The following is a 25,862-nucleotide window of genomic DNA, read 5'->3' as shown; positions in this document are numbered from 1 at the left end:
AAATGAACCTTTCCATAATATATATCTCTTTTTAGAGGCTGTCAATGACTTGGTTTTCTATTATTTCAACTGTATGTTTATGCACTCAAACCCGCATGTTTTCAGGGTTTTTCCGTCATATGATGCTTATTCCTCTCCTTGACAAAAACACTTTAGTCATTTAAACTACTGCCTCATATCATATCCATTATTTCCGATCGACAAAGGAGGCTGTTTGATTTATATGAATCCTATTCAAAGCCGATTACAGGCTCACGCACCTTTGATTTTAGATGGTGCACTTGCAACGGAGCTTGAACGAAAGGGCTGTGATTTAAACGACAGTTTATGGTCAGCCAAAATCCTCATTGAACAGCCAGAATTGATTCAGCAAGTACACTTGGACTACTTCCAAGCAGGTGCTGACTGTGCAACAACAGCCAGCTACCAAACGACAATTGATGGCTTTGCTGAAAAAGGCTATACAAAAGAAGAAGCCATCGAATTAATGAAACGATCTGTCACGTTAGCAAAAGAAGCATGCGAGCAGTTTTGGCAGGATGAGACACAACGTAAAGAGCGGGCAAAACCATTTGTCGCTGGATCTGTGGGGCCCTTCGGCGCTTATTTGTCTGATGGTTCAGAATATAAGGGAAATTACGGTCTCACGGAGCAGGAACTCATTGATTTTCACAGACCAAGAATTCAAGCATTGGTAGAGGCTGGTGCAGATATTCTCGCTTGTGAAACCATCCCTTGTCTCATTGAAGCAATCGCCATCGCTAAACTGCTGCAGGATGAGTTCAGCGGTGTATATGGGTGGATTACATTTAGTGCAAAGGATGGTCAGCACATTAGTGAAGGAGATTTACTTAGAGACTGTGTACAAGCACTCGAGCCATATGAGCAGATCGCTGCTGTTGGCGTAAACTGTACACCGCCGCAATATATGTCTTCTCTTATTCAGGAGATGAAAAAAGGGACGAGCAAACCGATTGTCGTGTATCCGAACTCAGGGGAATTATATGATCCTGAAGAAAAGGTTTGGAGCGGAGATACGTCTCACCATACATTTGGTGAATGTGCACAGCAATGGTATAAAGACGGCGCACAAATCATCGGTGGCTGCTGCCGGACGACACCAGAAGATATTACCGATATCTTAAAACAGGCAACATCGTAGCATCATGACTCAACACACATACTTCTAAGCAAAAGGGCGGGAAGACATGGAACAAGCAAAAGATCAGTCACAACAATATCAACGAAAAATGACAAGCCGTCACCTGTTCATGCTTTCTTTAGGTGGCGTAATTGGCACAGGACTCTTTTTAAGCTCAGGATATACGCTCAATCAGGCCGGTCCTGCGGGAACGATTTTGGCTTATCTGGTTGGGGCATTAATTGTGTACCTCGTGATGCTCTGTTTAGGTGAACTGTCTGTCGCAATGCCGGTTACAGGCGCTTTTCACACATATGCAACAAAATACATTGGGCCCGGCACTGGCTATACAGTGGCTTGGCTTTATTGGCTAACATGGACCGTGGCACTTGGTTCAGAATTTACAGCGGCAGGTCTTTTAATGCAGCGCTGGTTCCCGGACACATCGGTTTGGATGTGGAGCGGTGTTTTTGCGCTTCTCATCTTTTTACTCAATGCTTTTACAGTTAAGTTTTTTGCAGAATCGGAATTTTGGTTTTCTAGCATTAAAGTCATGGCTATTATTCTCTTTATTATCCTTGGCGGAGCTGCAATGTTTGGATTGATTCCACTAAAAGGCGGTGAGGCCGCTCCGTTCTTCTCTAACTTCACTGGAGATGGGGGTCTCTTCCCAAACGGCTTTTTACCGATATTAATGACCATGCTGGCTGTTAATTTTGCTTTTTCGGGTACTGAGCTGATTGGGATTGCTGCGGGCGAAAGCGTCAATCCAGATGAGACCATTCCCCGGGCGATTCGCACGACTGTGCTACGTCTTGTCCTGTTTTTCGTCGGAACGATCGTGGTCTTAGCCGGCTTAATTCCTGTAGAAGAAGCCGGGGTGATCAAAAGTCCTTTCGTTGTGGTATTTGACCGCATCGGGATTCCTTATGCGGCAGATTTCATGAATTTTGTCATTCTGACAGCGATTTTATCTGCTGCAAACTCAGGGCTATACGCCTCATCTCGCATGCTATGGTCTCTTTCTGAAGAACGAACATTACCTAAAAAGCTGGCAAAATTGACGTCAAAGGGAATTCCTTTGAATGCACTCATTTTAAGTATGATTGGGGGCATTCTCTCTTTGCTATCGAGTGTCATCGCACCTGAAACGGTGTATCTGGTTCTTGTTTCAATCTCTGGACTCGCCGTTGTTGTTGTATGGATGGGAATTGCAGCTTCACAGTTCATGTTTCGCAAAAAATTCTTACAGGATGGCGGACAGCTTCATGATTTATCTTTCCGAACCCCGCTCTATCCGGTGGTTCCGATTGCTGCCTTCCTCCTATGCCTTGCATCTGTGATCGGCATTGCTTTTGATCCAAATCAGCGTATTGCTCTTATCTGCGGTATCCCTTTTATCGCACTCTGCTATGCTGCCTATTACGTGACAACATGGATTCAGAAAAAACGAGAAAACCCTGGTGTATAGCACCAGGGTTTTTTGTTTGTCCCAAAAAAGGATATCACTAGCAAAACAAAGACATTTTGGTATATGATAGGAATCTATGATTTTCAGGACGTATCAAGGGAGCTGTTTTTAATATGGAAATGACCATTACAAGAGCATTAAGTGAACTGAAAATGTTAGATAAAAGAATCAACCGAACGATTGATGAAGCTGTACTCGGTGGCTTGGTCATCGGGAAACATATACAGAACGGATTTCAAAATCAAGAAGAAGTAGAAAAAAAGGCAAAAGCAGATGACCAATCGATTCAAGCATTAATCAAACGCCGAAATGCCATTAAATCAGCCATCGTTGTGTCGAATGCTACGACAACGATTGAGGTGGCGGGTGTTAGCATGACCGTAGCAGAAGCCATTGAACGCAAGACATCCATAGATTACGATATTCGTTATTTACGAAAATTAAAAAAGGTCTACACAGAGCTGGTTGACCGGTCAGAACAAATCAATGAAGATGTGAAAAAGAGACTGGATCAGCATTTAGAAACACTATTTGGGAAAGACGGAAAAACACAAGCCGCTGCCAACCAAGAGATCGTCAAGTCATTCCTAGCTGAAAATGAGGCGGCGATCATTGACCCTCTTCGTCTTCGAGTAAAGATTGAACAGCTTTCGAAAGAGATTGAAGATTTCCAAATGGAAGTGGATTTCTCCTTATCAGAAAGCAATACCTTGACAAAAATACAGATCGACTAGTCGATTTTGTTAGTGAGCCGAAAATCGATAGGACTAAACACCTCCGAGGGAAAGGTCATTCCCTCCTCATCTGATGATCATCTTAGGATGATCCATGATAAAAGCTCAAAGCTGAACGTTCAAAGCTGAAAGCTCAAGTATTCAAAGTTCTTACCCATCAAAGCTCAAGATGTAAAGCTCAACGCTCGATCGAATCTGGGAGAAACGGCTCATGAGTGTTTGTTTATCGACTCTTTCGGTTGCCGCCCAGCAGGTTTGCTAACAAAAAGAAAAGGATGTCACTAGCTGACATCCTTTTTTCTATGAAAATGACAGGCTTGCGCCAAGTCGCCTCTTCTAGCAGATTAGTAACGTGATGTATATGCCAAATGGTACACACTTGTCACATTTGAAGATAGCGTGATGTCGTTTGATGTGAAAGTCACTGGAACGATATCGTAGTAATGTGTAGACCAGCCTGCATTATTGTATGTACGGTAGCCTGCACCTGCAGGAACTTGAATCGTTAGTGAAAATTGTCCATTCTCGTCTGTTGTACCTGTTGCTGTTTGAGCATATGATTTGATTGCTGCTTCAAAATAAAGCTGAATTGGCTGATTCGCCATGAGTTGACCACTTGTGTCCTTTAATGTTCCTTTAAAAGTAGCTGGATAATATGAACCTACACGATATTTACTACCAGAACCGTAATTGACCATACCACCGTCTGCTGCTGTGACGCCTGTTACTTGTACGGATGCTGGTACTGCTCCTGTTTCCTCTGCATGTGCATAGCTTGGGAAAACGAGAAGCAATGATAGAAAGAAAGCAAACATGATTTTTTTCATCGATAAATCCTCCTTTTTTTTCCTACTATATTACTATCGACAGTTATTGTCATTTTTCCAGTAAAAACAAAAAACTTCCCTTTTTATTCAAAAAAGGGAAGCTGCAAAACTATTTTTTCACAACAACTTTCACTGCTTTACTTTCTCTTTTTCTCACATCTGAAGCTGTCACATATAAGACAGTTTTGGCTTTTTGCGGTTTGATTTTAGCTGTAAATGCGCCTTTGCTATTGGTTTTGACCGTTTGAATGACTTTCTTTGATTTGTTCTTCACCTTGATCGTCAAGCCTGCACCCGCAGTTCCTTTGACCGTTTTACTTTTCACTGTTACTCGATTCACCTTTGGCTTAGCTGGCGCTTTGCCCTTTTTCACGACCGTTTTGAGCGAAGTCGCAGCCTTTCCTTTTGATATCTTGATGTGAAGCACTTTATTTTTGTTTTGATGCTTGATCTTCACACTAAAGGTTCCCTTTTTGCTTGCCGTGCCTTTTCCAAGCAGGGTTTTGCCTCTATACACAGAAATGGCAGCGCCGGCTTTCGCCTTTCCTGTCACCTTTTGATGCTGATCTTCTACTTTGTTAACTGATGCGTTTAATTCAACAGCACTTAACGCGGCAAAAGCATTGAGTCTGCCATGTCCTGTCATCCAATCGATACCCGGAATTTTCGGATCAACAACAGGCTCGTCATTTTCATCATAGAAAACGTCATCTGTTCCATCAACAGCTTTAAATGAAATATCATCCGCTGTATTTTGTAAAATATTTCTCACTTGATTTGGTTTCAGGGTTGGATTTTTAGAAAGCAGTAATCCTGCTGCTGCTGCAACATACGGTGTAGCCATTGATGTCCCGCTCAGGTATGAAACATTCCCATCAGGCATTAAGCTTGGAATATCAGACCCTGGTGCAGACACGCTTAATCCTTTACCATAGCTTGAGAATTCAGCGGCAATATCCATGCGATTGCTTGCACCAACTGCCATGGCGTATTTGGACGTCGCCGGATAACCCATTTCTGGAATGCCATCGTTTCCGCTCGCCACTACCACTAATACATTTTTTTGTGCAGCATAGTTCATCGCATATTCAATGACCTTGCTGTAGTAGCCGCCAAGGCTCATGTTGATGACCTTTGCACCTTTGTCCACTGCATGTTTAATGCCAAGAGCAATATGCTCTGTATCTCCATTTCCATACGCATCCAGTACTTTGACCGGGATGATCCCTGTATGTTGATTCAGCCCTGCCATGGAGTAATGATTGTCGGCTTTTGCTGCAATGATACCTGCCACATGGGTACCGTGGCCATTGTCATCAATTGCATCTTTATTTCGGCCGATGAGATTGGCACCTAAGTCTGTGCGAACCGTTCCGCTTAAATCGGACAAACGGCTGTCGACACCTGTATCCACAACAGCGATTAACGTTTGCTTCATTTTGCTTGTACCAATCAATGTATTCATTTGTTCAAACTTCACATCAGCGCCTTTTTTCCCACTGTTCTGCGCACTGTTTTTCAGCGGCCACTGATAACCATACTGCGCGTCATTGCTGAGCGCACGATACGTTTGTACAGGCTCTGCAAATTCAACATTCGGCATACTAGAAAGCTTTCTCGCCGTGCTTTTGATCACAGCTTTGCCTGCTTTAAGCGTTTTGCCAGCTGATTCTTGCCCTGCCGGTACATCATAAACATACATTCCTTTAAATAAAGGATTTACTGATTGAGATGTCACACGGTTTTCTTGAATTCCGTAGCCTTTCATCTTCTTTTTTGCGGATTGAAGCGTTTGTCCATCCTTTAATTTAAAGATGATTTTGTTTGTGTTGACCTTTTCTTCTGGAACAAGCTTTTGTTTCTCTAATACATAACCGATCGATTTTCCTTCAAGCTGATCGATTCCTACTTTTTGTCCCACTGTTTCTAATTCCTTTTTTAGATAGGCTGGACTTGCCTCTTTGAGCATATCAAAAAGGGAACGGATCGCCTGTTGCTCTTTCTCTGTGACGATATGACCGCTGAATGCACCATTTTTCTCTACATCATTCAGCAATGATTTTAATGTAAGCAAATGATTGTACACCGTTTGCTGCTTTTTTTGATTGTTGATGAGTTTAGATTTGAGAAACGGCTTTGTTTTTTGTAGCAGACGTGTAAGCTTCTGACCATCGGCTGTTTCATTGAATCGTTTGTCTTCGATCGTACGAATGGATTGAAGAATTTGACGTCCATGCTTTTTCTCAATAATGATGATCCCTGGCTCTTCTTCTTCAGGGAAAATCGGTTCAGATGGCGGAAGATTCGCGCCTTTATACCCGATTGTATATGCTGCATCCTCTTCCTCATCACGGCTGTCTTCCTCTGAACCTAAATACAGCACTTTGACATAGTAAGGACCTGACCATGCATGCGGGAAGTTGATTTCTGTCTCTCCACTTGCTGTGTCCACACGATATCTCGAATAAGTGTCATCCTTTATCGCTCTATCCTTACTTGGGTAGACCGATACAGATAACACTTGTTTGCTTTTGACAGCAATTTGCATATGTGTATGTTTTGCCACATCTTGTGCAGATGGCGTGATTTGGTACCATGACTCTTCTTTTTCATTCTGTAATGTACCTGAGATGACTTCACCATTTTTTAACCCAATGGCTTCATTGACACTTGTGCCCTTACTAACTGCTGATGCCTTGTACCCAGGTAATGCAGCCATACATAGAATGATAGCCATGAGTACAACCACACAGGATTTGACCTGCTTTTTAAACATGAAAAGACCCCCTTATCTTTTACAATACCTTGGAAGAATATCACAGAATCCCTTTTAGTAGAATCTGTTTTTGACATAATTAAACTCGTTTTAAGCTAGGATTTGAGATATTCAGATGGCTAGTCTGATCGCTTCATAAACTTTTTGCCATTTTAAACGGAAAATGATGCTATTTAACCATGTCGAAAAGTACATTACAATCAAATTGTAAGCGCTTAACAAACAAGAGAGAAGGGATCAGCTTGTTCCAAAAAGATCATGTTTTTACACAAGTAAACGGTCGATCAAAGAATGAGATTTTACAATACATTTCCGAGAAAGCTGAAGACCTTCACATTACAAACGATCAGTCAGGGTTATTAACAGATTTGTTGAAACGCGAAGACGAAGTCTCAACAGGACTTCAGCAAGGTTTTGCGATTCCTCATACAAAAAGCTCTGCTGTTCAAACGGCTTCACTTCTCTTTTTAGAACTTGAACAACCCATTGATTGGGGAAGCTTCGACGATTTGCCAACAAGCTATTTATTTACACTGCTCGTTCCACTAGAAGAGGCCAATGTCACACACCTCAAATTACTGTCTGGCATTGCCACAAGTTTAATGGAGCCTGCTTTCATCGAAAAGATTCAACCCGGTCAAACAGCAGACTATTATTACGAAGTCATTGAACAACAATTGAAAGAGGGGATTACACAATGAAAATTGTCGGTGTCACTTCATGCCCAGCAGGGTTAGCTCATACACCAATGGCAGCAAAAGCATTAGAGAATGCGGGTAAACAGCTTGGACACGAGATTAAAATCGAGCAACAAGGAATTATGGGACAAGTGAATGGCATTACAGCAGAGGAAGCCAAGCAGGCAGACCTTTGCATTATCGCCTCCAATCAGCATATTAACGACGCTGAACGCTTCTCAGGTATTCCTACTGTTCGTGTCGAAATCGGACGCGCCCTAAAAAATGCCGAGCAAATCATCACAAAAGCCGTTGCGCTGGTTGAAAAGAAAAAATCTGAATCCCAATAAACAAGAGCAATGCCATATAGAAAGGAGCAAAGCAGAATGAAAGCAAAATTAAAAGTCATTGAAGGCCACCTCATGACCGGTATTTCTTATATTCTTCCGGTGATCATCGGAGCTTCACTTATCGTTGGTTTAGCCAAACTAGTCGGGTTAGGTTTTGGTGTGTCAGATTTAAACGCCTATAAAGATGCAGGCGGCATTTTACATGGTGCCTATTTGATGGAACAGGTTGGCTGGACAGGCATTGGCTTAATGAACGTACTGCTCGCTGGCTTTATTGCCTATTCGATTGCGGATAAATCTGGTCTTGCGGCCGGCTTTATCGGCGGAGCTCTTGCCAGCTCAACAAATGCTGGTTTTATCGGCGCCGTCATTGCAGGTTTCTTTGCCGGATATGTCGCTCTCTTTGTGAAAAGAAAAATTCAAATTCAAGGCTCCGCAGCTGGACTCGTCCCTCTGCTCATCTTACCGCTCATTACTGTTGGCTTAACCGGACTTCTCATGTCCGTTCTGCTGGGCGGTCCATTAGGGGCTTTGAACACCGCATTAATTGAATGGATCAAAGGCATGGTTGCAGATGGAACAAGTACACTCGCACTTGCTCTCATTCTAGGTGCCATGATTGGCTTCGATCTTGGCGGCCCAGTGAATAAATCAGCTTGGATGGCTGGTAACGCGCTCTTCCTATCAGGTGTCTATCTTCCTGCCATTCTCGTCAATATCGCAATTGTCATTCCTCCGCTTGGATACGGGCTTGCGACATTGATTCGAAAACGCAACTTCTCTCCTACGTTTAGAGAAGCCGGACGAGGCGGTCTTGTGATGGGGATTATCGGGATTACAGAAGGAGCCATTCCCTTTACACTCGTCAATCCTTTGAAATTGATTCCGCTGAATGTCGTCGCTTGTGCTGCTGGAAGCGGGGTCGCTGCCTTATTAGGTGTCCATGACATCATGCCGCCAATTGGCGGACTATACGGATTCTTCTCAGTAGGAAACTGGTGGGCGTATTTAATCGGCGCGCTAACTGGCGCACTTGTTATTGGAATTGGCGCCAACCTGCTTGTGAACTTCTCTGAGAAAAAAGAACCCCAAAAGCCAGAACATGATCAGAAGCAGAAAGAAGAAGATGATTTTGACCTTGTGCTAGAAGGATAATTTGAACAAAGAAAGGTGTCGTTACACAATGACTGTCAATGTACATGTGATTCCACATACTCACTGGGACCGGGAATGGTATTTTACCACCTCCCGCTCCCGTATCTACTTAATGAAAAGCGTAATGGACATATTGGACACCCTCGAAACAGATGAACGATTCCATTACTTCATGCTCGATGCACAAGCATCCTTGCTAGATGATTACTTGAAATGGCGCCCAGAGGATGAGGATCGAATCAAACAGCTCGTCACAGCAAAACGCCTCATCATCGGTCCGTGGTATACACAAACGGATCAGCTCGTGATTTCTGGGGAATCGATTGTACGGAACCTGCAATATGGGATTGAGCGCTGTCAGCAGTTTGGACATGTCATGAAGGTCGGTTATGTCCCTGATTCCTTCGGTCAATCTGCACAAATGCCTCAAATTTATCAAGGCTTTGGTATTGTCGATACAGCCTTTTGGCGCGGCGTTTCTGATCATATGACGAATCACACAGAATTTAATTGGCGCGGGGCTGATGGCAGTGAAGTGTTTGCAGTGAATCTGCCATTTGGCTACTACTACGGAGGAAATATTCCTGAGAAGGATGAAGACCTGCAAGCCTTTCTTTCTGAAAAAATCGGGGCGCTGCAAGCAAAAGCTACGACAAAGAATGTCTATTTCCCAAATGGCTTTGACCAAGCGCCTATTCGTAAAAACCTGCCTGACTTATTAGAAAAAGCCAATGAAATAGATGAGCATAACTATCAAATCAGCAGTTTAGAAGACTACATTGCAGCAGTGAAAAAAGAGCGAACTTCTTTTGAGACATTAGAAGGAGAGCTCATTCATGCCAAGCATATGCGAATTCATAAGTCCATTTTTTCAACAAGAGCAGATTTGAAAATCTTAAACAATCAAATTGAAAACTATCTTGTTAATGTGATGGAGCCGATCCTTACAATCAGCTATTCACTCGGACATGACTATCCGCATGACACGGTGCGTGATATTTGGTACCTCATGTTTGAAAATGCAGCGCATGATAGCATTGGCGGCTGTAACAGTGATACGACGAATCAAGATGTCTTCTTCCGCTATAAACAGGCAAAGGAAATCGCCGAGAATCTTGTGGACTTACACATGCGTCTCATCGCCATCCGGCTGCAAACTGAGCAAGAAATCACGTTCACTTTATTTAATACACTGCCTTCAAAGCGCTCTGAAGTCATTGAAGTCGAAACCTTTATCACAGAACGTCCATTTACACTAAAAGACGCTGATGGACGAACTCTTCACTACACAGTCAAAAGCAAAACCGATGTGACAGATTATGTCTTAGCACAGCAGATTTCACTTAACCCAAGCAAAGAAGTGTACATGCCAAAGCAAGTATGGAAAGCTGTTTTACTCATTGAAGCAGTCGACTTACCATCCGTTGGTTATACACAAGTCAGCATGGTGTTCGATGAATCTAGTGAATCCATTTTGGAAAAAACAGAAGGTCGTGTCATTGAAAATACGTTTTACCGCATTGCAGCAAATGACAATGGGTCATTAGAAATTAGGGATAAACAGACTGGACGAACGTTCTCTGAGCAAATGATCTTTGAAGACAACGGAGATGATGGGGATTCTTATAACTATTCACCACCGCGTGAGGATCTTTATGTATCATCTAAAGATGTCTCATCAGCAGACATCACCGTATCTAAAAGCAGTTTACAGGAAGAGCTCACCATCAAGCTTCAATTGACTGTCCCATATAATTTAGAGGAACGTTCGGAGCAAAAGGTGACGACTTCCCTCCCGATCACAGCGAAGGTGGCTTTAAATAAAGATGAAGCGGTCATCCGTTTTCATGTAAATGTGGACAACCATGCGCTAGACCACCGTCTACGGGTACTCTTTGATACAGGTATTGCATCAAACGTATCACTCAGCGATCAACAATTTGGCACCATCGAACGTCCAACGGAGCTGACGCAAGAGCTAGAATGGTGGAACAATGAACATTGGGAAGAAAAACCGATTACCATTGAACCCATGCAATCATTTGTTGCACTTCGCAATGAAGCATATGGTGTCTCTCTTTTGACGGACTGCGTCAGAGAATACCAAATCACAGGCGCGGGCTACACAACCATTGCTTACACACTCTTCCGCTGTTTCGGAAAAATGGGGAAAGAAAACCTTCTTTACCGTCCCGGCCGGGCTTCTGGAGAAAAAATCGTGGAAACACCTGACGCCCAGCTTCAAGGATTGCTATCATTCTCCTTTGGCATGCACTATAGCCAAGAAGCGGTGAGTGAAGGACACTTGGCTCAACTTGCTAAACGTTACACCACCCCGGTTCAGTGCTACGAGCGGGCAGACTTTTTAAACGGTCGTTTAATTTTCTCTTTCCGAGATGAAAAAGAAGACTTACAATCTACTTATAGCCTGCTTGACATTGAAACAGACGGGGCCGTTCTAAGCGCTTTGAAAAAAGAAGAGCATGGAACAGGCATTGTCATTCGTCTCTTCAATCCATATTTAACACGTCAAACAGCCGCTTCAATCAATAGTTCATCTCTACAACATGGAGAAACAGCGAATTTAGGCGAAACACCTGAAGGACATATACTGAAAGCACAACATGGATCATTACACATTGAACCGCTCACACCTTGTCAGGTACAAACCTACATTGTAAAGAAAAAATGAACATGTAGGGGCGGGATCCATTTGGATTCCGCCCCTCTTTAATGGAGGGCATTGATCATGCGAATTGGAGGCATCGAAGCAGGCGGTACAAAATTTGTCTGCGGCTACGGAACAATAGACGGAACGATTGAACATATGACTTCCTTTGCAACAGGGAACCCAGAAGAAACATGCCGGCAAGTGATCGAATACTTTACAGAGCATCCAGTCGATGCGATTGGCATAGGCGCATTCGGACCTGTCGATGTAAAAGAACACAGCCCCAGCTATGGAACGATTCTCGAAACACCCAAAACAGCTTGGCGCCAATTTCCATTACTCTCAACCTTAAAACAAGCACTCGGTCTCCCTATGAAGCTTGATACGGATGTGAACTGTGCGGCGCTCGGTGAAGCTCGTTTTTCAACGGAAACAGACAGACCAAATTCCTTGATCTATATCACGGTTGGGACGGGAATCGGCGGCGGTGCCTATATTGAAAACCGCCTCATCCACGGACTTCTTCATCCAGAAATGGGACATATCACCGTTCAGCGCCACCCTCATGACACCTATGGGGGCTGCTGCCCGATCCACCATGATTGTTTAGAGGGACTAGCATCTGGACCTGCCATAGAAGGCCGCTATCATACATTGGCACAAATGCTGCCAGAGGAGCATCCAGCCTGGTCACTTCAAGCTTATTATCTCGGGCAAATGACCGCAAATTTATTACTCACCCTTTCACCAGAACGCATTATTTTTGGTGGAGGTGTCATGAAACAGCCGGCCTTGCTGCCGCTCATCCTTGAAGAAACAGACAAGCGGCTTCATGGTTACTTACAATTACCAAAGCCATTAAATGAAATCGTCACAAAGCCTTCCTTTGACGGATTATCTGGTTTAATGGGAGCCATCGCCCTTGGAGCTGATGCCTTAAAGGAACAAGGAGCGGCGCAATGATGATGACGGCAGATACTCGAACCTACCAGCTCATTCAGCGGCTATTTGAAACGAAAGGGTTCGTGAAGTTGGAGGAGCTCACTGCCTCTTTTCGCTTATCTGACCGCTCCATCCGCAATTTAATCAAAGAAGCAAACGAACTGTTAACACAAGCTGGAGCCATGATCAAGACCATCCGCGGGAAAGGGTATACGCTCTTAACAAGTGACCAAGACGCTTTCCTGCTTTGGCTTCATCAGCAAAAGCTTCCTGCCCGCTCTCTCGTACCCGTCATGCCAGAAGAGCGCATACGATTTATGATGAGAAAACTATTGCTTCAATCAGACTACTTAAAAATTGATCAATTAGCAGAAGAATTGTTCATCAGCCGTATGACGGTCAGCAGTGATTTAAAAAAAGGACGGGAGCTGTTAGCCCGTTACGGTATGACCCTTGTCTCAAAGCCCGGATTTGGCTTAAAAGTAGACGGAGACGAATTGCAAAAAAGGACGTGCTACGCAGACTTACTGCTTGAAGAAGAACCCGCCCTATCTCATATAACTGAGCGGGAACAGCTTCATTTCCCTGACATTTCACTTGAAACCATTCGATCCATTGTGCTGACAAATCTATATCAAGAATCACTGCTCATTAAAGATATTGCCCTAAAGAATTTAGTGATTCACTTAGCGATTGCCATTCAGCAAACGCAAAAAAAACAGCGGATACCCGCCAGTACCACTCATACACAAAGACCGCCAGTGTTAACAAGAATCGCTCAAAAGATCACTCATCAAATAAGCGACACGTTTCATGTCATCTTATCAGAGGATGAAACAGATTACTTGGTGATGCATCTCTTGGCGAATCAAACGTGGAAAGAAATCGATGAGCACCAAACGACAGAAGAAGTGCGTCAGGCGGTGACACAATTTCTCCAGCACATTGAAAAAACAAGCGGTCATCGTTTTGTAGATGACGATATCCTGCGTCAAGATTTGATGCTGCATATGAAGCCATTATTAAATCGAATCCAATACGGCGTGTCTTTACAAAATCCGCTTTTGCATGAGATCAAAACTTCTTATCCTTATCCGTTTGATTTGGCTGTCAGCGGACTCAATGCCTTACAGCTGGTGCGAACGCCAAATGAAGATGAGGCGGCATATGTTGCCTTACATATTGCTGCTTCATTTGAAAGAAGTCATCTTGACACCTCACAAAAAAAGAGGGCCATTATTGTATGCGGGTCTGGACTAGGAACGGCACGGCTGCTTGAAATTAAATTGAAGGCGGCCTTTCAACATGAGCTTGAGATTGTTGAGCTTTATTCTTATCAGGATTACGCTTTTAGCACCACTTTGCCATGTGATGTGATTATTACAACCGTACCTCTCGCACCAAAAGGGAAACCAATCATTCAAGTGAATGCTTTTTTTGAACATCATGATGTCCAGCGTGTGAGTGAGGTCATTCACCTGTTAAACGGACATGGTTCCCCTTCGCAGGAGCTGATGGCTTTTTTCCAAGAACGATTGACCTTGTTGGATGTGAACCTTTCAAGCAAAGAAGAGGTATTAGATACGCTTTGCAGCCGGCTGGAGGCGCATCAGCTTGTTTCATCTTCTTTTCGTTCCTCCGTGCTGGAGCGGGAGCAAATGTCATCAACTTATCTTGGCAAGGGAATTGCAATGCCTCACCCGCTCATCACAAATGAAGGCACCTCCTGCGTGGCAATTGCACGATTGAAACAGCCAATTGATTGGCAGGGAGATCAAGTATCTCTGATTTTCTTATTAGCCATTCAGAAAGATGACGCTGCCTGCATGAATCAATTTTTTGAACAAGCTGTCGATTTATTAGACAGTCCTGACCGCCTTCACTCCTTGACACATGCAAGGACATTTGATGAGCTGATGCATGTCCTGTTTCAATAGCACATAAGGCCACCCAAGTGAGATCGGGCGGCCTTTTATTCATCTATTCCTTACATACGAATCAATCGTATATGACATTTTTTCCTTCTTCCCTTAACTTTTTTAACGACGTCAGCATATGATTGATTTCTTCATCGGAATGTCTTTCCCAAGCGCCTAATTCTGCGACAATTTTCAAAGGGGATGTCGATCGATAAGAACGGGTCGGATTCCCTGGAAACTTTTGATCCGTCAAATTCGGATCATCTTCGAACTCGCCTGTCGGTTCTACAACATAAATTCTCTCTTTTGCATCAGACCGGGCTAATTCAGCTCCCCATTTGGCTGCATTTAATGTTCCGGTGAAATAGATGTGGTTCGATTGTTTATCCTTATCCTGATAATTGGATAAATGCAACGGTTCAAGCAGGTCCCCAATCTTCAATTCCGCTTTCGTCCCATGAAAAAACGGCCCAGGATCTAAAACATCTTTCTTGTCATTCATACAGCCACATCCCTTATCGTTTTTGACTTGCGTATAACAGTATACGGGCTGATGCGGGCGGAAAACAGTCTATAAATGAGATTAAATTCGGGGTATAATGATAGTAGAGAGTAAGGTGTGATTTGTAAAATCCAGCAAGTTGAAAAAACAGCAAGCATACATACAAAGCAGTCTTCTTGAAAGAGATAAAAAGCTGTTAGACGCCATAAAAGCCAAAGAGACGTTTGACGTTTTATGTGGTTGGCGTGTTGGCACATAATCAATTAAATTCTTCAGGAAGGGTGTAATGAGATAATGAAAGATAGAGATAAGATTTGCCATATATATGCACAAAAAAGTTGGCATATGGATTCTTATATTATTGGTAATCGTGAGGGTTTAATTGAATTAAAGAGTGCTATTGACCAAGCATTGAAAAGTAATGTTGGTCAAGCTGAATTGTTTCCATCAGATTTAGAGGATTATACAACTTACGTTGCTTTAGTTGATGATAAGGAAGAATTGGATTCACTTATTATGCCTTACACTGATGAGGATAATGATGATGAAAACTTGATACATCCAGTTGATATAGTTACAAGTCATGAAGAGAAAAAAACCCCTAAAGATTAGGGGTTTTTTAGTGTGATATTGTTACTTCCCGATGTTCTCTCCATTTTGCTCGATCAATGTTTCATACCAATAAGAGCTCTTTTTCCGAATTCTCTTCAGGTCTTTCAGATCAAATTCATCACGATTGACGTAGATAAAACCGTAGCGTTTTGAGCAGCCTTGGTGTGTACTGATTAAGTCGATGGCTGACCACGGGCAGTACCCGAATACCTCAACACCGTCAGTGATCGCCCATTTGATTTGTTCAATATGTTTTTCTAAATAATCAATTCGATAATCATCCTGAATCGATCCATCCGCTTCTAGCTTGTCAAAAGCGCCTAGCCCGTTTTCCGTAATAATAAGAGGCAGCTGATAGCGGTCGTAAATCTCACGCATCGTTGATCGGAAACCGATAGGGTCAATCTCCCAGCCAAATGCATTTTTACTTAAGAACGGGTTGTTGCCGCCTTTGTAGACGCCATCTTCACCGGATTTTAAATGCTGATCTCCGCCGCGGGCAAATTCATCATTGCCATCTCCTTTACTCGCTTCAACCGTTTGAGATGTGTAGTAGTTAAAGGCAATGAAGTCTGGTTTTGCACTTTTCAAAATATCCATATCTCCCTCTTCAATCACAGGAAGAATGTCTTTTTCCTTCATGTATGCCCATGCAAGGTTGTTATAACGACCGAATACCGCCATATCAAGATATAGCCAGTTGCGGATCGCATTGTAATTAGCCGCAGCAATGACATCCTCAGGTTTTGGAGATGCTGGGTAAATTAGGGCAATGTTTGGTGCTGGTCCGATTTTTGCCTCAGGCAGCAAACGATGACAAAGCGTCATGGCTTTCGCCTGTGCCACAAGCATATGGTGGTTCTGCTGATATAGTTCTTTTTTCGGATTTTCTAAATTTGGATCCAGTGTACCGAGAGCTGATCCATGTAAGATCATCATGTTTTGTTCATTAATGGTCAGCCAATATTTTACCTTCTCACCATACTCCTGGAACAAAACCTCCGCATAACGTTCAAACGCATCGACTGTTGAACGATTTGACCAGCCGCCTTTCACTTGAAGCGCATGAGGTAAATCAAAGTGATACATCGTCACAATTGGTTCAATGTCATAGTGGCGCAATTCATCAATGAGAGAATGGTAGAAGTCAATTCCCTTTTGATTGATCTCCCCATCTCCATCTGGAATGATGCGTGTCCATGCAATGGAGAAACGATAAGCCTTCAAGCCCATTTCTGCAAACATCTTCACGTCCTCTTTATATCGATGATAGTGATCGCTGGCTACCTTAAAATCCGTTGTTCCCTCAGGATAGCTTTCTCTCATATCAATGACTGAAGGTCCCTTGCCATCCTCGTTCCACGCACCTTCTACTTGATAGGCGGAAGTCGATCCGCCCCAGAAAAAGTCTTTTGGAAATGGTGCTAGTGTTGAATATCTCATGATTATGTCCTCCCTTTTCTTAAACTAAGTGTAAAAATGATTGTCCTGGTGTCACTTGTTTTTCTTCTGTCTCAATGATATCGCTAAATTCACCGGAATTGGTAATAATCACAGGTGTTGTGACAGAAAGACCTGCTGCTTGAATGGCCTCAATATCAAACTCCGCAAGCAGTTCACCTTCTGTAATCGTTTGGCCCTGCTCAACCTTCGGCGTAAAATGACGGCCCCCAAGTTGTACAGTATCCAGTCCAATATGAATGAGTACTTCTGCTCCACTTTCAGAGGTGAGACCGTATGCATGTCCTGTTGGGAATACCGTTGTCACGACTCCAGTTACTGGTGCAAACAGCTTGCCTTCTGATGGAATAATGGCTGCGCCCTTACCTAATGCGCCAGATGAGAAGGCTTTATCTTGCACCTCTTCTAGCTTGATGACTTCGCCAGATAAAGGACTTTTCACATGAGCTGCTTTGACACCATGTTCATTTTCAGATGCTGGTGCAGAACTAGCTGCAGGAGCTTCTTCTTCATCCACAGGATCTTTGAATCCAATCAAATAGGTTAAGACGATTGAAAGGACAAATGAAACGGAAATTCCGATTAAGAATCCTGTAAATCCTTGACCATAGAAGATCGGAAGTGTCAGTAAACTCGGAAGACCAGACGCGATCGCAATACTTTGTGAATAACCGATAATGGCACCACCGACACCGGCAGAGATAACCGCTGCAATAAATGGTTTTTTCAAACGAAGTGTGACGCCGTATACAGCAGGTTCTGTAATTCCAAATACAGCAGAAACCGCTGTCGATCCAGCTAATGATTTCAGCTTTTTGTTCTTTGTTTTCAGCATAACACCGATTGAAGCACCGGCTTGTGAAAATACAGCTGGCGCAGTGGCCGGCTTAATATGATCTTTTCCATGAACCGCAATATTATTTAAAATGACTGGCACAAGCCCCCAATGGATACCGAAGATGACAAGAACCTGCCATGCCATCGCAATTAAAGCACCGGCAAGTGTAGGGCTAAAGGAGAATACTTTCAGCAGGACGGCTGCAATTCCATTCCCTGCATACACACCAAATGGTCCAAATACGATCAGTGTCAGTGGAACGACCGTGACCAGTAAAATCAGTGGTGTAATAAAGTTTTTCACACTTTCATGAATGACTTTGTTAAAGAAACGTTCGATATATCCCATCACAAACACTGCCAAAATAATCGGGATAACCGTTGATGTATAAGACATTAAGACAACCGGAATGCCGAAGAACGACACATCTCCGCCGCCTTTTGTGAGCTCTTGAATAGTCGGGTAGATCAGTGCACCTGCAATCGTCACAGCGACAAATGGATTCGCTTTAAACTTCCTAGCAGAAGTGAATGCGAGCAGCAGCGGCAGGAAGTAGAACAAGCTGTCTGATGCGGCAAATAAAATTTGATACGACGTATCTTCAGGAGATAACCATTTTGCATTGATACAGATGCCTAGAAGTCCTTTTAAAATACCGGCACCCGCCATGACACCTAGAAGCGGTGTGAAAATTCCAGAAACAATGTCGACGAATTTTCCAAAAAGACTTGTACTCTCTTCACTTGGTCTAGCAGATGAAGAAGTGGAATCCTCTAATAGATTCGTAAACTCCCCAATCTCTCGATATACCTCTGGTACGGTGTTGCCAATGACCACCTGAAACTGGCCGCCGCTTTCCATGACAGTCACCACACCATTTAATTTTTCAATGGCCGCTTTATCTGCTTTTGATCTGTCATTTAATGTGAAGCGAAGTCTTGTGGCACAGTGAACCAATGAATGAACATTTTTCTCTGTCCCGATATGTTTGATAATGTCTTCTGCTAATTGACGATGACTCATACAAAAACCCCCTTTTTTTCAAAAAAATACGTTTTTAGGCAAAATAAAAACCTAAACGGGCACCAAAAATAGTCGCAACTTGCTATTGCGCTTTTTCAGTGAACGTTTAGGTTTTGCCTGCCGAACAGTCACAATCCTCTAAGACGATCATTGTGAAACCGTATTCTTTTATGTTTATGAGCAAATAGTACCACTCACTTTTTATGATGTCAACGCTTTCTTTTAAAATTCTATCTTTATTTTTCTCGTTTGATGAGTCGATTCAAATGAATTGATAGATAGAGCATCTCCTCTGATGTCAGGTCGCGATGATACGTTTGATACACATATTCCGCGATTTTCTTTGCGCAATCGTACGCCTTCGGATATTTTACTTTAATCAGCTGATATAAATCTTGATCTTCACTGACGAGTAACGTTTCGTTGATGAGACGCTGTACGAAAAAGCGTAAATGTGTGAGAAAACGATAAAAGTTGAGCGAGTCTTCATCAAATTCCATGTTCAGATGATATTTTACAATGGTCAGTATGGCATTCACTTCTTTCGTGATATTGACCGTTGTATTCATGTCTTCATTGAGCTCTGCATTAATAATATGCATGGCAATAAAGCCCGCTTCATCTTCAGGCAGTTCAATATGAAGACGATCTTCAATCATCTCCAGGCATTCCTTCGCCACGAGAAACTCATCTTTGTATAAACGTTTAATCTCCCAAATCAGTGAATTCTCAATCAAGTGGTTTTTCTTTAATCGTTCGATGGCGTAATGAATATGGTCTGCTAGCGATACATGCAGACTTTCGTTTAATCTTCGGTTCAGCTTTGTATGTGCGTATTGGATCATTTCCTCGGTCACCTTGACGACATCATACGGAACCTCTTGAAGCAGCATTTTCATCCGTTCATGTACGGAATGATCCTCTAGGCGGAACACTTTATCAATTAACGCCTCGTCCACCGGGTCTCCGGGACGTCTTTGAAAAGCGATGCCTCTGCCCATGACGACGATTTCTTTTCCTTGTTCATCTATCACACTAATGACATTATTGTTTAGAACCTTTTGAATCTGCATCTCCAAACACCTCCGTCTATAACCAGCCATCTACACTCAAAATATGCTCTCATCTTAACACAACTGTCAAATCACTTGGCGTTTTTATCTGACTTTTGAAATAGATTTCACGATATTTTTCCTTCTTTCTTGCTGGTCTGATCCTCCCTCGGCCTGCATACAATACCCCGAGGAGGTGACCTTCGATGAAGGCTTTTTTCTGGTCAGCATCTTTTTTATTCATGTTCATTCTGACTCTCTTTATTCTAGGTATTGTTTTTTGGCTTAGTGGACAAGGCTTAGATCAGCTATGGAGATATGCGCTTATCTGTCCTGTGACAGCCACCGTTCTACACGGCGTTACCACTTGGCTAAAGCAGCATGTCATGGATCATCCATCCAAATAAAAAGGCTGCCCTCAGTATTCAGGCAGCCCTTCCGTTATTCCTTAGATGAGGCGGCTTCTTTCTGAGAAGCACGCAGTTCATCGTTGATTTTTTTCGCATCTTCTAAAAACTCTGTTTCAAATCCACTTTTGAGTGCCCACATATAAAATAACAACGCCACAACTGCAATAAGTGCCATATCCCAACCATAATGAATGACGTTATACCCGCCAAATTTATCACTGCCGAGACAGGAAATCGTCATCATCACAAGCAAATACACAACCATCCAAGCACCTGCTTTAAAGTGACGACCAAAGCCCTTCCACTTCGCTTTTGCTTGATAGTAAAAATAGATTGGCAAACCGATGAGAATAATGAACAACACCTGACCCGTCAGCGGCCATCTCGCCCAGTACAGTGTCAATGATGCAAAGACAAAACCAAGCGGAGCAATGATGCTGAGTCCTTTAATTCGCAGTGGACGATATAAATCTGTGCCCGTCTTTCTCAGCGTCATCACTGTCACAGGTCCTGTCAAATAGGAAATCAGGGTCGCCACAGAAATAATTTCAGCGAGAACCCCCCAGCCTCTAAACAAAAACAGAAAGATAAACGATACACCCAAATTAAAAAACATCGCTGGACGAGGCACACCGTAAATTGGGTGCAGACGGCCAAGTACACTCGGCATGTACTTGTTTTTTTCCATCCCATAAATCATACGAGACGTCGTCGCCGTATACGTAATCCCTGTGCCAGAAGGAGAAACGAACGCATCTGCATATAAAATAAGGACAAGCCAGTTAATCCCTAGCGCAATGGCAAGGTCAGCAAATGGCGAGTTGAAATTCAAATGCCCCCAGCCATTCACAATCATTGATGGATCGACAGCGCCAATAAAAGCGATTTGCAGCAGCACATAAATGACCGTTGCAATCAAAATCGATCCAACAATGGCGATTGGAATCGAACGCCCTGGATTTTTCGCTTCTCCTGCCATATTAATCGGGCTTTGGAAGCCATTAAAAGCAAACACAATCCCCGATGTTGCCACAGCTGTGAGCACACTCGCCCAGCCGTTCGGCGCAATACTTGTTCCAGAAGTAAAATTCTCACTATGAAAACCTACGAATAAGAGCGCACCAATTGTTAATCCTGGAATGACGATTTTAAAAATCGTAATGAATGTATTCGCCTTTGAAAACAACCCAACTGTCCAATAATTGAGCAGAAAATAAATCACCAGCAGCACACTTGCCACCATGAGCCCCTCAGTCGTCAAAACCCCTTTTGTGACCAAATGGCTTGTCCACTTTGCCCACTCCCAAGGCCATGAGCTCATGTATTGAACGGAGGCAACTGCCTCAACAGGAATCACTGAGACAATGGCGATCCAGTTTGCCCAAGCGGCGATAAATCCAATAAAAGAGCCATGTGAATATTGCGTATATTTGACCATTCCGCCTGCCTCTGGAAACATCGACCCGAGTTCACTATAAGACAATGCGATAAATAAAATAACAACCATCCCGATCAACCATGACAAAATAGCAGCAGGGCCAGCGATTTGAGCAGCCCGCCACGCACCAAAGAGCCATCCTGAACCAATGATTGAGCCAAGACCTACCATCATTAAAGCGAAAGTTCCCATCCTACGATGCAAATGATTCATGTTCATAACACCTTTCGATTAAAATACAGAGCATGTGTCGAGCAAGCGCCTTTCTTTTATAGCAGCTCACCTTTCATTCCATTGGCAAATATTTTCTGATCTGAACTTTTATCTTTGTTCATTTTTTTGCCTGTTATATTATCTCTCAATTCTCCATTTTCTGAAATAGTCGAACATGCTTATTTCAAAAGAAAGCGCTTTTTCAACTGTTCAATCTATTAGACTGATTAACTACCTTTACCCTTATTTTGAAAAAAACAAAACAAAAAAGAAAGAGGAAATGACTTCCTCTTCCCTCTGAACACATATCATCCAAAGAAAAAAGGATAAAAGGGAAACCCTCTTATCCTTGTGAGATTGCTTGTTCTTTTTCAATGACAGCTAGTCTTTCTTGAACTTCTTCCTCAGACAAATTATGCTGTTTCACATAAAGGTTACGTTCGCTTGTGCGGCATTCATGGCTGCAGCTGCGCATATATTTATGCTCGCTTTCTTCTGTTGCAATCATTTTGCGGTTACATGCAGGGTTCGCACAGTTCACATAACGCTCGCAAGGTTCGCCAGTGAAGAAATCTTTTCCTACCACAACGTGCTCTGTTTGATTGACTGGAACCGTTAGGCGGTTATCAAACACATAACATTGACCGTCCCATAGCTTTCCTTGAACTTCTGGGTCTTTTCCGTACGTGACAATTCCACCGTCAAGCTGGGATACATCTTCAAAGCCTTCACGCTTTAACCATCCTGAGAATTTCTCACAGCGTACGCCGCCTGTGCAATACGTCAGAATTTTTTTCCCTTCAAGAATCTCTTTATTGTCACGAATCCACTCAGGCAATTCACGGAATGTCTCAATGTCAGGGCGCACAGCACCTCTGAAGTGACCGACATCAAACTCATAATCATTACGTGCATCAATCACGACCGTATCAGGTGATTGCATTTGCTCGTAAAATTCAACTGGGCTGAGATGTTTCCCCGTTAATTCTAGCGGATTCACATCATCTTCAAGACTTAAATTCACCAATTCATTACGGTGGCGGACGTGCATTTTCTTAAACGCATGACCATCCGCTTCGTCAATTTTAATTGGCATTGACGCAAAGCGTGGATCTTCTTTCAATGCTTGCATGTACTTGTCCGTTTGCTCAATGGTACCAGAAACGGTTCCGTTTATGCCTTCAGATGAAACAAGAATACGACCTAACAAACCAAGTTCCTTACAGAATGCTAGATGCTCTGCTGTAAACGTTTCTGGATCCTCAATGGGGACATATTGATAGTAAAGTAATACACGATATTGTTTTTCCATATATATAAACACCTCTTAAATTTAATCAAAACATACCATTTTATATCATACAGGAAATACATACCTTAAGGCAACGTCAGCAGTTCAATTCCATAAAACGGAAGGGTCTATAGTCTCATATTGTTCGATTATTTGACAGAACTTTCTGTAAAATGAGATGATTTAAGAACTATATGATTTCGTAAAGGAGCATAAGTCCATGATCCAGCCAGAAGAGATCGTCAGAAGCGGTCCTAACCAGTTTATTTCTCAAAAGGGGATTTATCATGAAATCGAGTCACTTGTTACTCCCTTTCAGTCACCAGCTATAGTGACAGGATATGACTCATATCAAGCCTTTTCACAGTACACAAAGCTTCCATCCGAATGGCCTGTTGTTCAGCATAAAGGTTACAGTTCACCAAATGCGATTACACGAATTGCGGAAGAACTCAAGAGTTCAGACGTGATCATCGGGATCGGTGGCGGCACGATTTTAGATACAGCGAAGTCTGTTGCCGACGCTCTCCAAATTGAAGTGATTATGGTGCCGACGATTCCTGGGACATGTGCGGCTTCTACACCGCTCAGTGTCATTTATGATGACAAGGGAAATTTCATGAGGGTCGACTATCATCAGCGGTCCAGCTATCTCACGTTAATTGATCATACTTTTTTGCTTTCATCTCCTCTTTCCTATCTCCAAAGCGGAATTGGGGATACGCTGGCAAAATGGTATGAAGCGGAAGCCATTATTCGTAACACAAAAGGCACCTTGCCACTCATGGTACATGCTGCATTAAAGCAGGCAGTGTACGTTCGTGACATTCTTCTGACTCATAGTGAAGAAGCCGTTAGCAGCTTAAAAACAGGTCAGCTTTCTCAAGCCTTTGCAGATGTAACAGATACGATCATTACGTTAGCCGGAACAGTCGGCGGCTATGGAGGACGTTATGGAAGAATGGCAGGAGCCCATGCTGTTCATAATGGATTAACATTTATTGATGAAACACATCATGTGTTACATGGACAAAAAGTGGCCTATGGCATTCTCGTCCAGCTTGCCGCAGAAAACCGTATGACGGAAGTAGAAGAATTACTTGAGCTCTATCAAACACTCGGATTACCTAGAACGATGCGTGATCTTGGCATCACAGCTCAGCTAGAGGAAGCAGCACATACAGTGGCAAACCATGCTGCACGTAAAGATGAAACCTTTTGTTTGATTGGAGACTATACGAAAGAGCAAATTGTCGACGCCATTCAAATCATTGAGACCTATCAGCCTCAAAAAACGGTTTGAACATAGGTGCAAAAAAAGCACAGGCATCCCGCCCGTGCTTTCTTTCTATTAAAAATCGAAGTTATCTGGGTCTGGACCCGTGCGCTCATCTTCATTGAGCTGATCAATGACACTCATTTCATGGGCGGACAACTCGAAATCAAATACGTTTGTATTTTCGATGATTCGGCTCTTCGTCACAGATTTCGGAATGGTGATAATGCCATGCTGCAAGTCCCAGCGAAGAATGACTTGCGCCACTGACTTCTCATGTTTTTTCGCAATATCTTGAAGCACCGGATGGTTAAGAAGTTTTCCGCTGCCTAATGGCGACCATGCTTCTACATGAATGCCTTTTGCCTTGCAGTAGTCACGTAAAGGCTCCTGCGTCAGCTTCGGATGCAGCTCAATTTGATTGACCATTGGTACCACTTCTGCCTCTTCTAATAAATCTTCTAAATGGTGCTGATGGAAGTTACACACGCCAATGGCTTTCACACGGCCATCCTTATAAAGCTTTTCTAGCGCCTTCCACGTTTCTTTATATTTGCCTTCAACCGGCCAATGGATTAAATAAAGATCCAATACATCCAGACCTAGTTTGTTCATACTCGTTTCAAAGGCTTCAAGCGTTGACTCATATCCTTGATCACTATTCCACACTTTTGTCGTAATGAACAGCTCATCGCGAGAGATGCCTGATTGCTGAATGGCTTTGCCAACACCTTCTTCATTTTGATAGGCCGCTGCTGTATCTATACTGCGATAGCCAGCTTCAAGTGCGTCTTTGACTGCATTTACAGCCTCATCCCCATCTTTTACTTGCCATACACCAAAGCCAAGCTTCGGCATTTTCACTCCGTTTGCTAATGTGACTGTATCTGTTAATCCACTCATCAAACAAACCTCCGCTTCATTTTTGCTTACCATGCACTATACCCGAATGTGCGAAAGATCATGCATGAAGATAAACCATTCATAGACTGAATGATCTCAGATAGTTGACAAAGGGCTAAAATGAACTTTATTTTAGCCCTTTGTCTTCTTTTCAGCGTGATAGAAAACCTTTGCAGCCCT

At 43.0% G+C, this 25,862-nt stretch carries 21 protein-coding genes; 12 read left to right on the top strand and 9 right to left on the bottom strand.

Annotated elements, in window-relative coordinates; genetic code table 11:
* The first annotated feature begins 223 nt into the window (after positions 1-223).
* The 3 genes from mmuM to V7L95_RS08570 all read left to right on the top strand — a co-directional run bounded on the left by mmuM (position 224) and on the right by V7L95_RS08570 (position 3,346).
* On the top strand, positions 224-1,162 hold the full coding sequence (gene mmuM, locus V7L95_RS08580) for a homocysteine S-methyltransferase (RefSeq protein ID WP_116307502.1): 939 nt from the start codon (positions 224-226) through the stop codon (positions 1,160-1,162).
* A 46-nt stretch (positions 1,163-1,208) separates the two neighbouring features.
* Positions 1,209-2,612, top strand: a complete 1,404-nt coding sequence (gene mmuP, locus V7L95_RS08575) for an S-methylmethionine permease (protein ID WP_076822588.1) — start codon at positions 1,209-1,211, stop codon at positions 2,610-2,612.
* Between the two features lie 113 nt (positions 2,613-2,725).
* The gene (locus V7L95_RS08570; RefSeq protein ID WP_017360397.1) at positions 2,726-3,346 is read left to right on the top strand and encodes a hypothetical protein; all 621 of its coding nucleotides are present in this window, start codon (positions 2,726-2,728) and stop codon (positions 3,344-3,346) included.
* A 344-nt stretch (positions 3,347-3,690) separates the two neighbouring features.
* Here V7L95_RS08570 and V7L95_RS08565 read toward each other — a convergent pair whose 3' ends face one another.
* Entirely contained in the window at positions 3,691-4,173 is a 483-nt protein-coding gene (locus tag V7L95_RS08565; RefSeq protein ID WP_272754863.1) for a hypothetical protein, read from the bottom strand.
* A 109-nt stretch (positions 4,174-4,282) separates the two neighbouring features.
* Positions 4,283-6,949 carry a S8 family serine peptidase gene (locus V7L95_RS08560; protein WP_340968859.1) on the bottom strand — a complete coding sequence of 889 codons (2,667 nt, stop codon included), beginning with the start codon at positions 6,947-6,949 and terminating at the stop codon, positions 4,283-4,285.
* Between the two features lie 242 nt (positions 6,950-7,191).
* On the opposite strand from V7L95_RS08560, the gene V7L95_RS08555 reads away from it, so the two are divergent.
* Genes V7L95_RS08555 through V7L95_RS08530 form a run of 6 tightly spaced genes read left to right on the top strand, consistent with a single transcriptional unit; the run spans position 7,192 to position 14,681 of the window.
* Positions 7,192-7,650 (top strand): PTS sugar transporter subunit IIA, encoded by a 459-nt coding sequence (locus tag V7L95_RS08555; protein ID WP_116307362.1) that lies wholly within the window; start codon positions 7,192-7,194, stop codon positions 7,648-7,650.
* Complete coding sequence (locus V7L95_RS08550) at positions 7,647-7,976, top strand: fructose PTS transporter subunit IIB (protein WP_007498438.1); 330 nt, start codon at positions 7,647-7,649, stop codon at positions 7,974-7,976. Before V7L95_RS08555 ends, V7L95_RS08550 begins: the two co-directional genes overlap by 4 nt.
* A 36-nt stretch (positions 7,977-8,012) precedes the next feature.
* Complete coding sequence (locus V7L95_RS08545) at positions 8,013-9,131, top strand: PTS fructose transporter subunit IIC (protein WP_017358746.1); 1,119 nt, start codon at positions 8,013-8,015, stop codon at positions 9,129-9,131.
* Between the two features lie 28 nt (positions 9,132-9,159).
* Complete coding sequence (gene mngB / locus V7L95_RS08540; RefSeq protein ID WP_340968855.1) at positions 9,160-11,823, top strand: mannosylglycerate hydrolase; 2,664 nt, start codon at positions 9,160-9,162, stop codon at positions 11,821-11,823.
* Positions 11,824-11,880: 57 nt separating this feature from the next.
* Complete coding sequence (locus tag V7L95_RS08535; protein WP_017366528.1) at positions 11,881-12,765, top strand: ROK family protein; 885 nt, start codon at positions 11,881-11,883, stop codon at positions 12,763-12,765.
* Complete coding sequence (locus V7L95_RS08530; protein WP_048001343.1) at positions 12,762-14,681, top strand: BglG family transcription antiterminator; 1,920 nt, start codon at positions 12,762-12,764, stop codon at positions 14,679-14,681. The genes V7L95_RS08535 and V7L95_RS08530 overlap by 4 nt, the downstream gene beginning before the upstream one ends.
* Before the next feature lie 61 nt (positions 14,682-14,742).
* Here V7L95_RS08530 and arr read toward each other — a convergent pair whose 3' ends face one another.
* Positions 14,743-15,165: an NAD(+)--rifampin ADP-ribosyltransferase gene (gene arr, locus V7L95_RS08525; protein ID WP_146271319.1), complete on the bottom strand. Its 423-nt coding sequence runs from the start codon at positions 15,163-15,165 to the stop codon at positions 14,743-14,745.
* A gap of 294 nt (positions 15,166-15,459) precedes the next feature.
* Here arr and V7L95_RS08520 point away from each other — a divergent pair, with 294 nt between their 5' ends.
* On the top strand, positions 15,460-15,777 hold the full coding sequence (locus tag V7L95_RS08520; RefSeq protein WP_206115927.1) for a hypothetical protein: 318 nt from the start codon (positions 15,460-15,462) through the stop codon (positions 15,775-15,777).
* Positions 15,778-15,798: 21 nt separating this feature from the next.
* Here V7L95_RS08520 and V7L95_RS08515 read toward each other — a convergent pair whose 3' ends face one another.
* The 3 genes from V7L95_RS08515 to V7L95_RS08505 all read right to left on the bottom strand — a co-directional run bounded on the left by V7L95_RS08515 (position 15,799) and on the right by V7L95_RS08505 (position 20,172).
* On the bottom strand, positions 15,799-17,220 hold the full coding sequence (locus tag V7L95_RS08515) for a glycoside hydrolase family 1 protein (RefSeq protein WP_017358740.1): 1,422 nt from the start codon (positions 17,218-17,220) through the stop codon (positions 15,799-15,801).
* A gap of 19 nt (positions 17,221-17,239) precedes the next feature.
* Positions 17,240-19,099, bottom strand: coding sequence for a beta-glucoside-specific PTS transporter subunit IIABC (locus V7L95_RS08510; RefSeq protein WP_017358739.1), 1,860 nt, complete (start codon positions 19,097-19,099; stop codon positions 17,240-17,242).
* Positions 19,100-19,335: 236 nt separating this feature from the next.
* Positions 19,336-20,172, bottom strand: coding sequence for a PRD domain-containing protein (locus tag V7L95_RS08505; RefSeq protein WP_017358738.1), 837 nt, complete (start codon positions 20,170-20,172; stop codon positions 19,336-19,338).
* Positions 20,173-20,357: 185 nt separating this feature from the next.
* On the opposite strand from V7L95_RS08505, the gene V7L95_RS08500 reads away from it, so the two are divergent.
* Positions 20,358-20,558: a hypothetical protein gene (locus V7L95_RS08500; protein WP_017358736.1), complete on the top strand. Its 201-nt coding sequence runs from the start codon at positions 20,358-20,360 to the stop codon at positions 20,556-20,558.
* A gap of 34 nt (positions 20,559-20,592) precedes the next feature.
* On the opposite strand, the gene V7L95_RS08495 is transcribed toward V7L95_RS08500, so the two are convergent.
* Together V7L95_RS08495 and V7L95_RS08490 are read right to left on the bottom strand one after the other, a co-directional pair.
* On the bottom strand, positions 20,593-22,212 hold the full coding sequence (locus V7L95_RS08495; protein WP_008343861.1) for an APC family permease: 1,620 nt from the start codon (positions 22,210-22,212) through the stop codon (positions 20,593-20,595).
* A gap of 343 nt (positions 22,213-22,555) precedes the next feature.
* Positions 22,556-23,524, bottom strand: a complete 969-nt coding sequence (locus V7L95_RS08490) for a rhodanese-related sulfurtransferase (RefSeq protein WP_007498459.1) — start codon at positions 23,522-23,524, stop codon at positions 22,556-22,558.
* 199 nt (positions 23,525-23,723) lie between these two features.
* Here V7L95_RS08490 and V7L95_RS08485 point away from each other — a divergent pair, with 199 nt between their 5' ends.
* A complete protein-coding gene (locus V7L95_RS08485) occupies positions 23,724-24,806 on the top strand; it encodes an iron-containing alcohol dehydrogenase family protein (protein ID WP_007498461.1) in 1,083 nt (360 codons plus the stop codon).
* A 48-nt stretch (positions 24,807-24,854) separates the two neighbouring features.
* Here V7L95_RS08485 and V7L95_RS08480 read toward each other — a convergent pair whose 3' ends face one another.
* Positions 24,855-25,682 carry an aldo/keto reductase gene (locus V7L95_RS08480; RefSeq protein ID WP_017358734.1) on the bottom strand — a complete coding sequence of 276 codons (828 nt, stop codon included), beginning with the start codon at positions 25,680-25,682 and terminating at the stop codon, positions 24,855-24,857.
* Between the last annotated feature and the right edge of the window lie 180 nt (positions 25,683-25,862).

Origin of the sequence: Bacillus sp. PPSBB_11, assembly GCF_038023285.1 — a bacterium.
GTDB lineage: Bacteria > Bacillota > Bacilli > Bacillales > Bacillaceae > Bacillus > Bacillus altitudinis.
Note: the sequence above shows the minus strand (reverse complement) of the source record. Positions and strands in the feature narration are given on the sequence as shown.

Excerpts from the sequence above, each read along its gene's own strand:
- mmuM (WP_116307502.1), top strand. The coding sequence starts at position 224 with ATGAATCCTATTCAAAGCCGATTACAGGCTCACGCACCTTTGATTTTA.
- mmuP (WP_076822588.1), top strand. The coding sequence starts at position 1,209 with ATGGAACAAGCAAAAGATCAGTCACAACAATATCAACGAAAAATGACA.
- V7L95_RS08570 (WP_017360397.1), top strand. The coding sequence starts at position 2,726 with ATGGAAATGACCATTACAAGAGCATTAAGTGAACTGAAAATGTTAGAT.
- V7L95_RS08565 (WP_272754863.1), bottom strand. The coding sequence starts at position 4,173 with ATGAAAAAAATCATGTTTGCTTTCTTTCTATCATTGCTTCTCGTTTTC.
- V7L95_RS08560 (WP_340968859.1), bottom strand. The coding sequence starts at position 6,949 with ATGTTTAAAAAGCAGGTCAAATCCTGTGTGGTTGTACTCATGGCTATC.
- V7L95_RS08550 (WP_007498438.1), top strand. The coding sequence starts at position 7,647 with ATGAAAATTGTCGGTGTCACTTCATGCCCAGCAGGGTTAGCTCATACA.
- V7L95_RS08545 (WP_017358746.1), top strand. The coding sequence starts at position 8,013 with ATGAAAGCAAAATTAAAAGTCATTGAAGGCCACCTCATGACCGGTATT.
- mngB (WP_340968855.1), top strand. The coding sequence starts at position 9,160 with ATGACTGTCAATGTACATGTGATTCCACATACTCACTGGGACCGGGAA.
- V7L95_RS08535 (WP_017366528.1), top strand. The coding sequence starts at position 11,881 with ATGCGAATTGGAGGCATCGAAGCAGGCGGTACAAAATTTGTCTGCGGC.
- V7L95_RS08530 (WP_048001343.1), top strand. The coding sequence starts at position 12,762 with ATGATGATGACGGCAGATACTCGAACCTACCAGCTCATTCAGCGGCTA.
- arr (WP_146271319.1), bottom strand. The coding sequence starts at position 15,165 with ATGAATGACAAGAAAGATGTTTTAGATCCTGGGCCGTTTTTTCATGGG.
- V7L95_RS08520 (WP_206115927.1), top strand. The coding sequence starts at position 15,460 with ATGAAAGATAGAGATAAGATTTGCCATATATATGCACAAAAAAGTTGG.
- V7L95_RS08515 (WP_017358740.1), bottom strand. The coding sequence starts at position 17,220 with ATGAGATATTCAACACTAGCACCATTTCCAAAAGACTTTTTCTGGGGC.
- V7L95_RS08510 (WP_017358739.1), bottom strand. The coding sequence starts at position 19,099 with ATGAGTCATCGTCAATTAGCAGAAGACATTATCAAACATATCGGGACA.
- V7L95_RS08505 (WP_017358738.1), bottom strand. The coding sequence starts at position 20,172 with ATGCAGATTCAAAAGGTTCTAAACAATAATGTCATTAGTGTGATAGAT.
- V7L95_RS08500 (WP_017358736.1), top strand. The coding sequence starts at position 20,358 with ATGAAGGCTTTTTTCTGGTCAGCATCTTTTTTATTCATGTTCATTCTG.
- V7L95_RS08495 (WP_008343861.1), bottom strand. The coding sequence starts at position 22,212 with ATGAATCATTTGCATCGTAGGATGGGAACTTTCGCTTTAATGATGGTA.
- V7L95_RS08490 (WP_007498459.1), bottom strand. The coding sequence starts at position 23,524 with ATGGAAAAACAATATCGTGTATTACTTTACTATCAATATGTCCCCATT.
- V7L95_RS08485 (WP_007498461.1), top strand. The coding sequence starts at position 23,724 with ATGATCCAGCCAGAAGAGATCGTCAGAAGCGGTCCTAACCAGTTTATT.
- V7L95_RS08480 (WP_017358734.1), bottom strand. The coding sequence starts at position 25,682 with ATGAGTGGATTAACAGATACAGTCACATTAGCAAACGGAGTGAAAATG.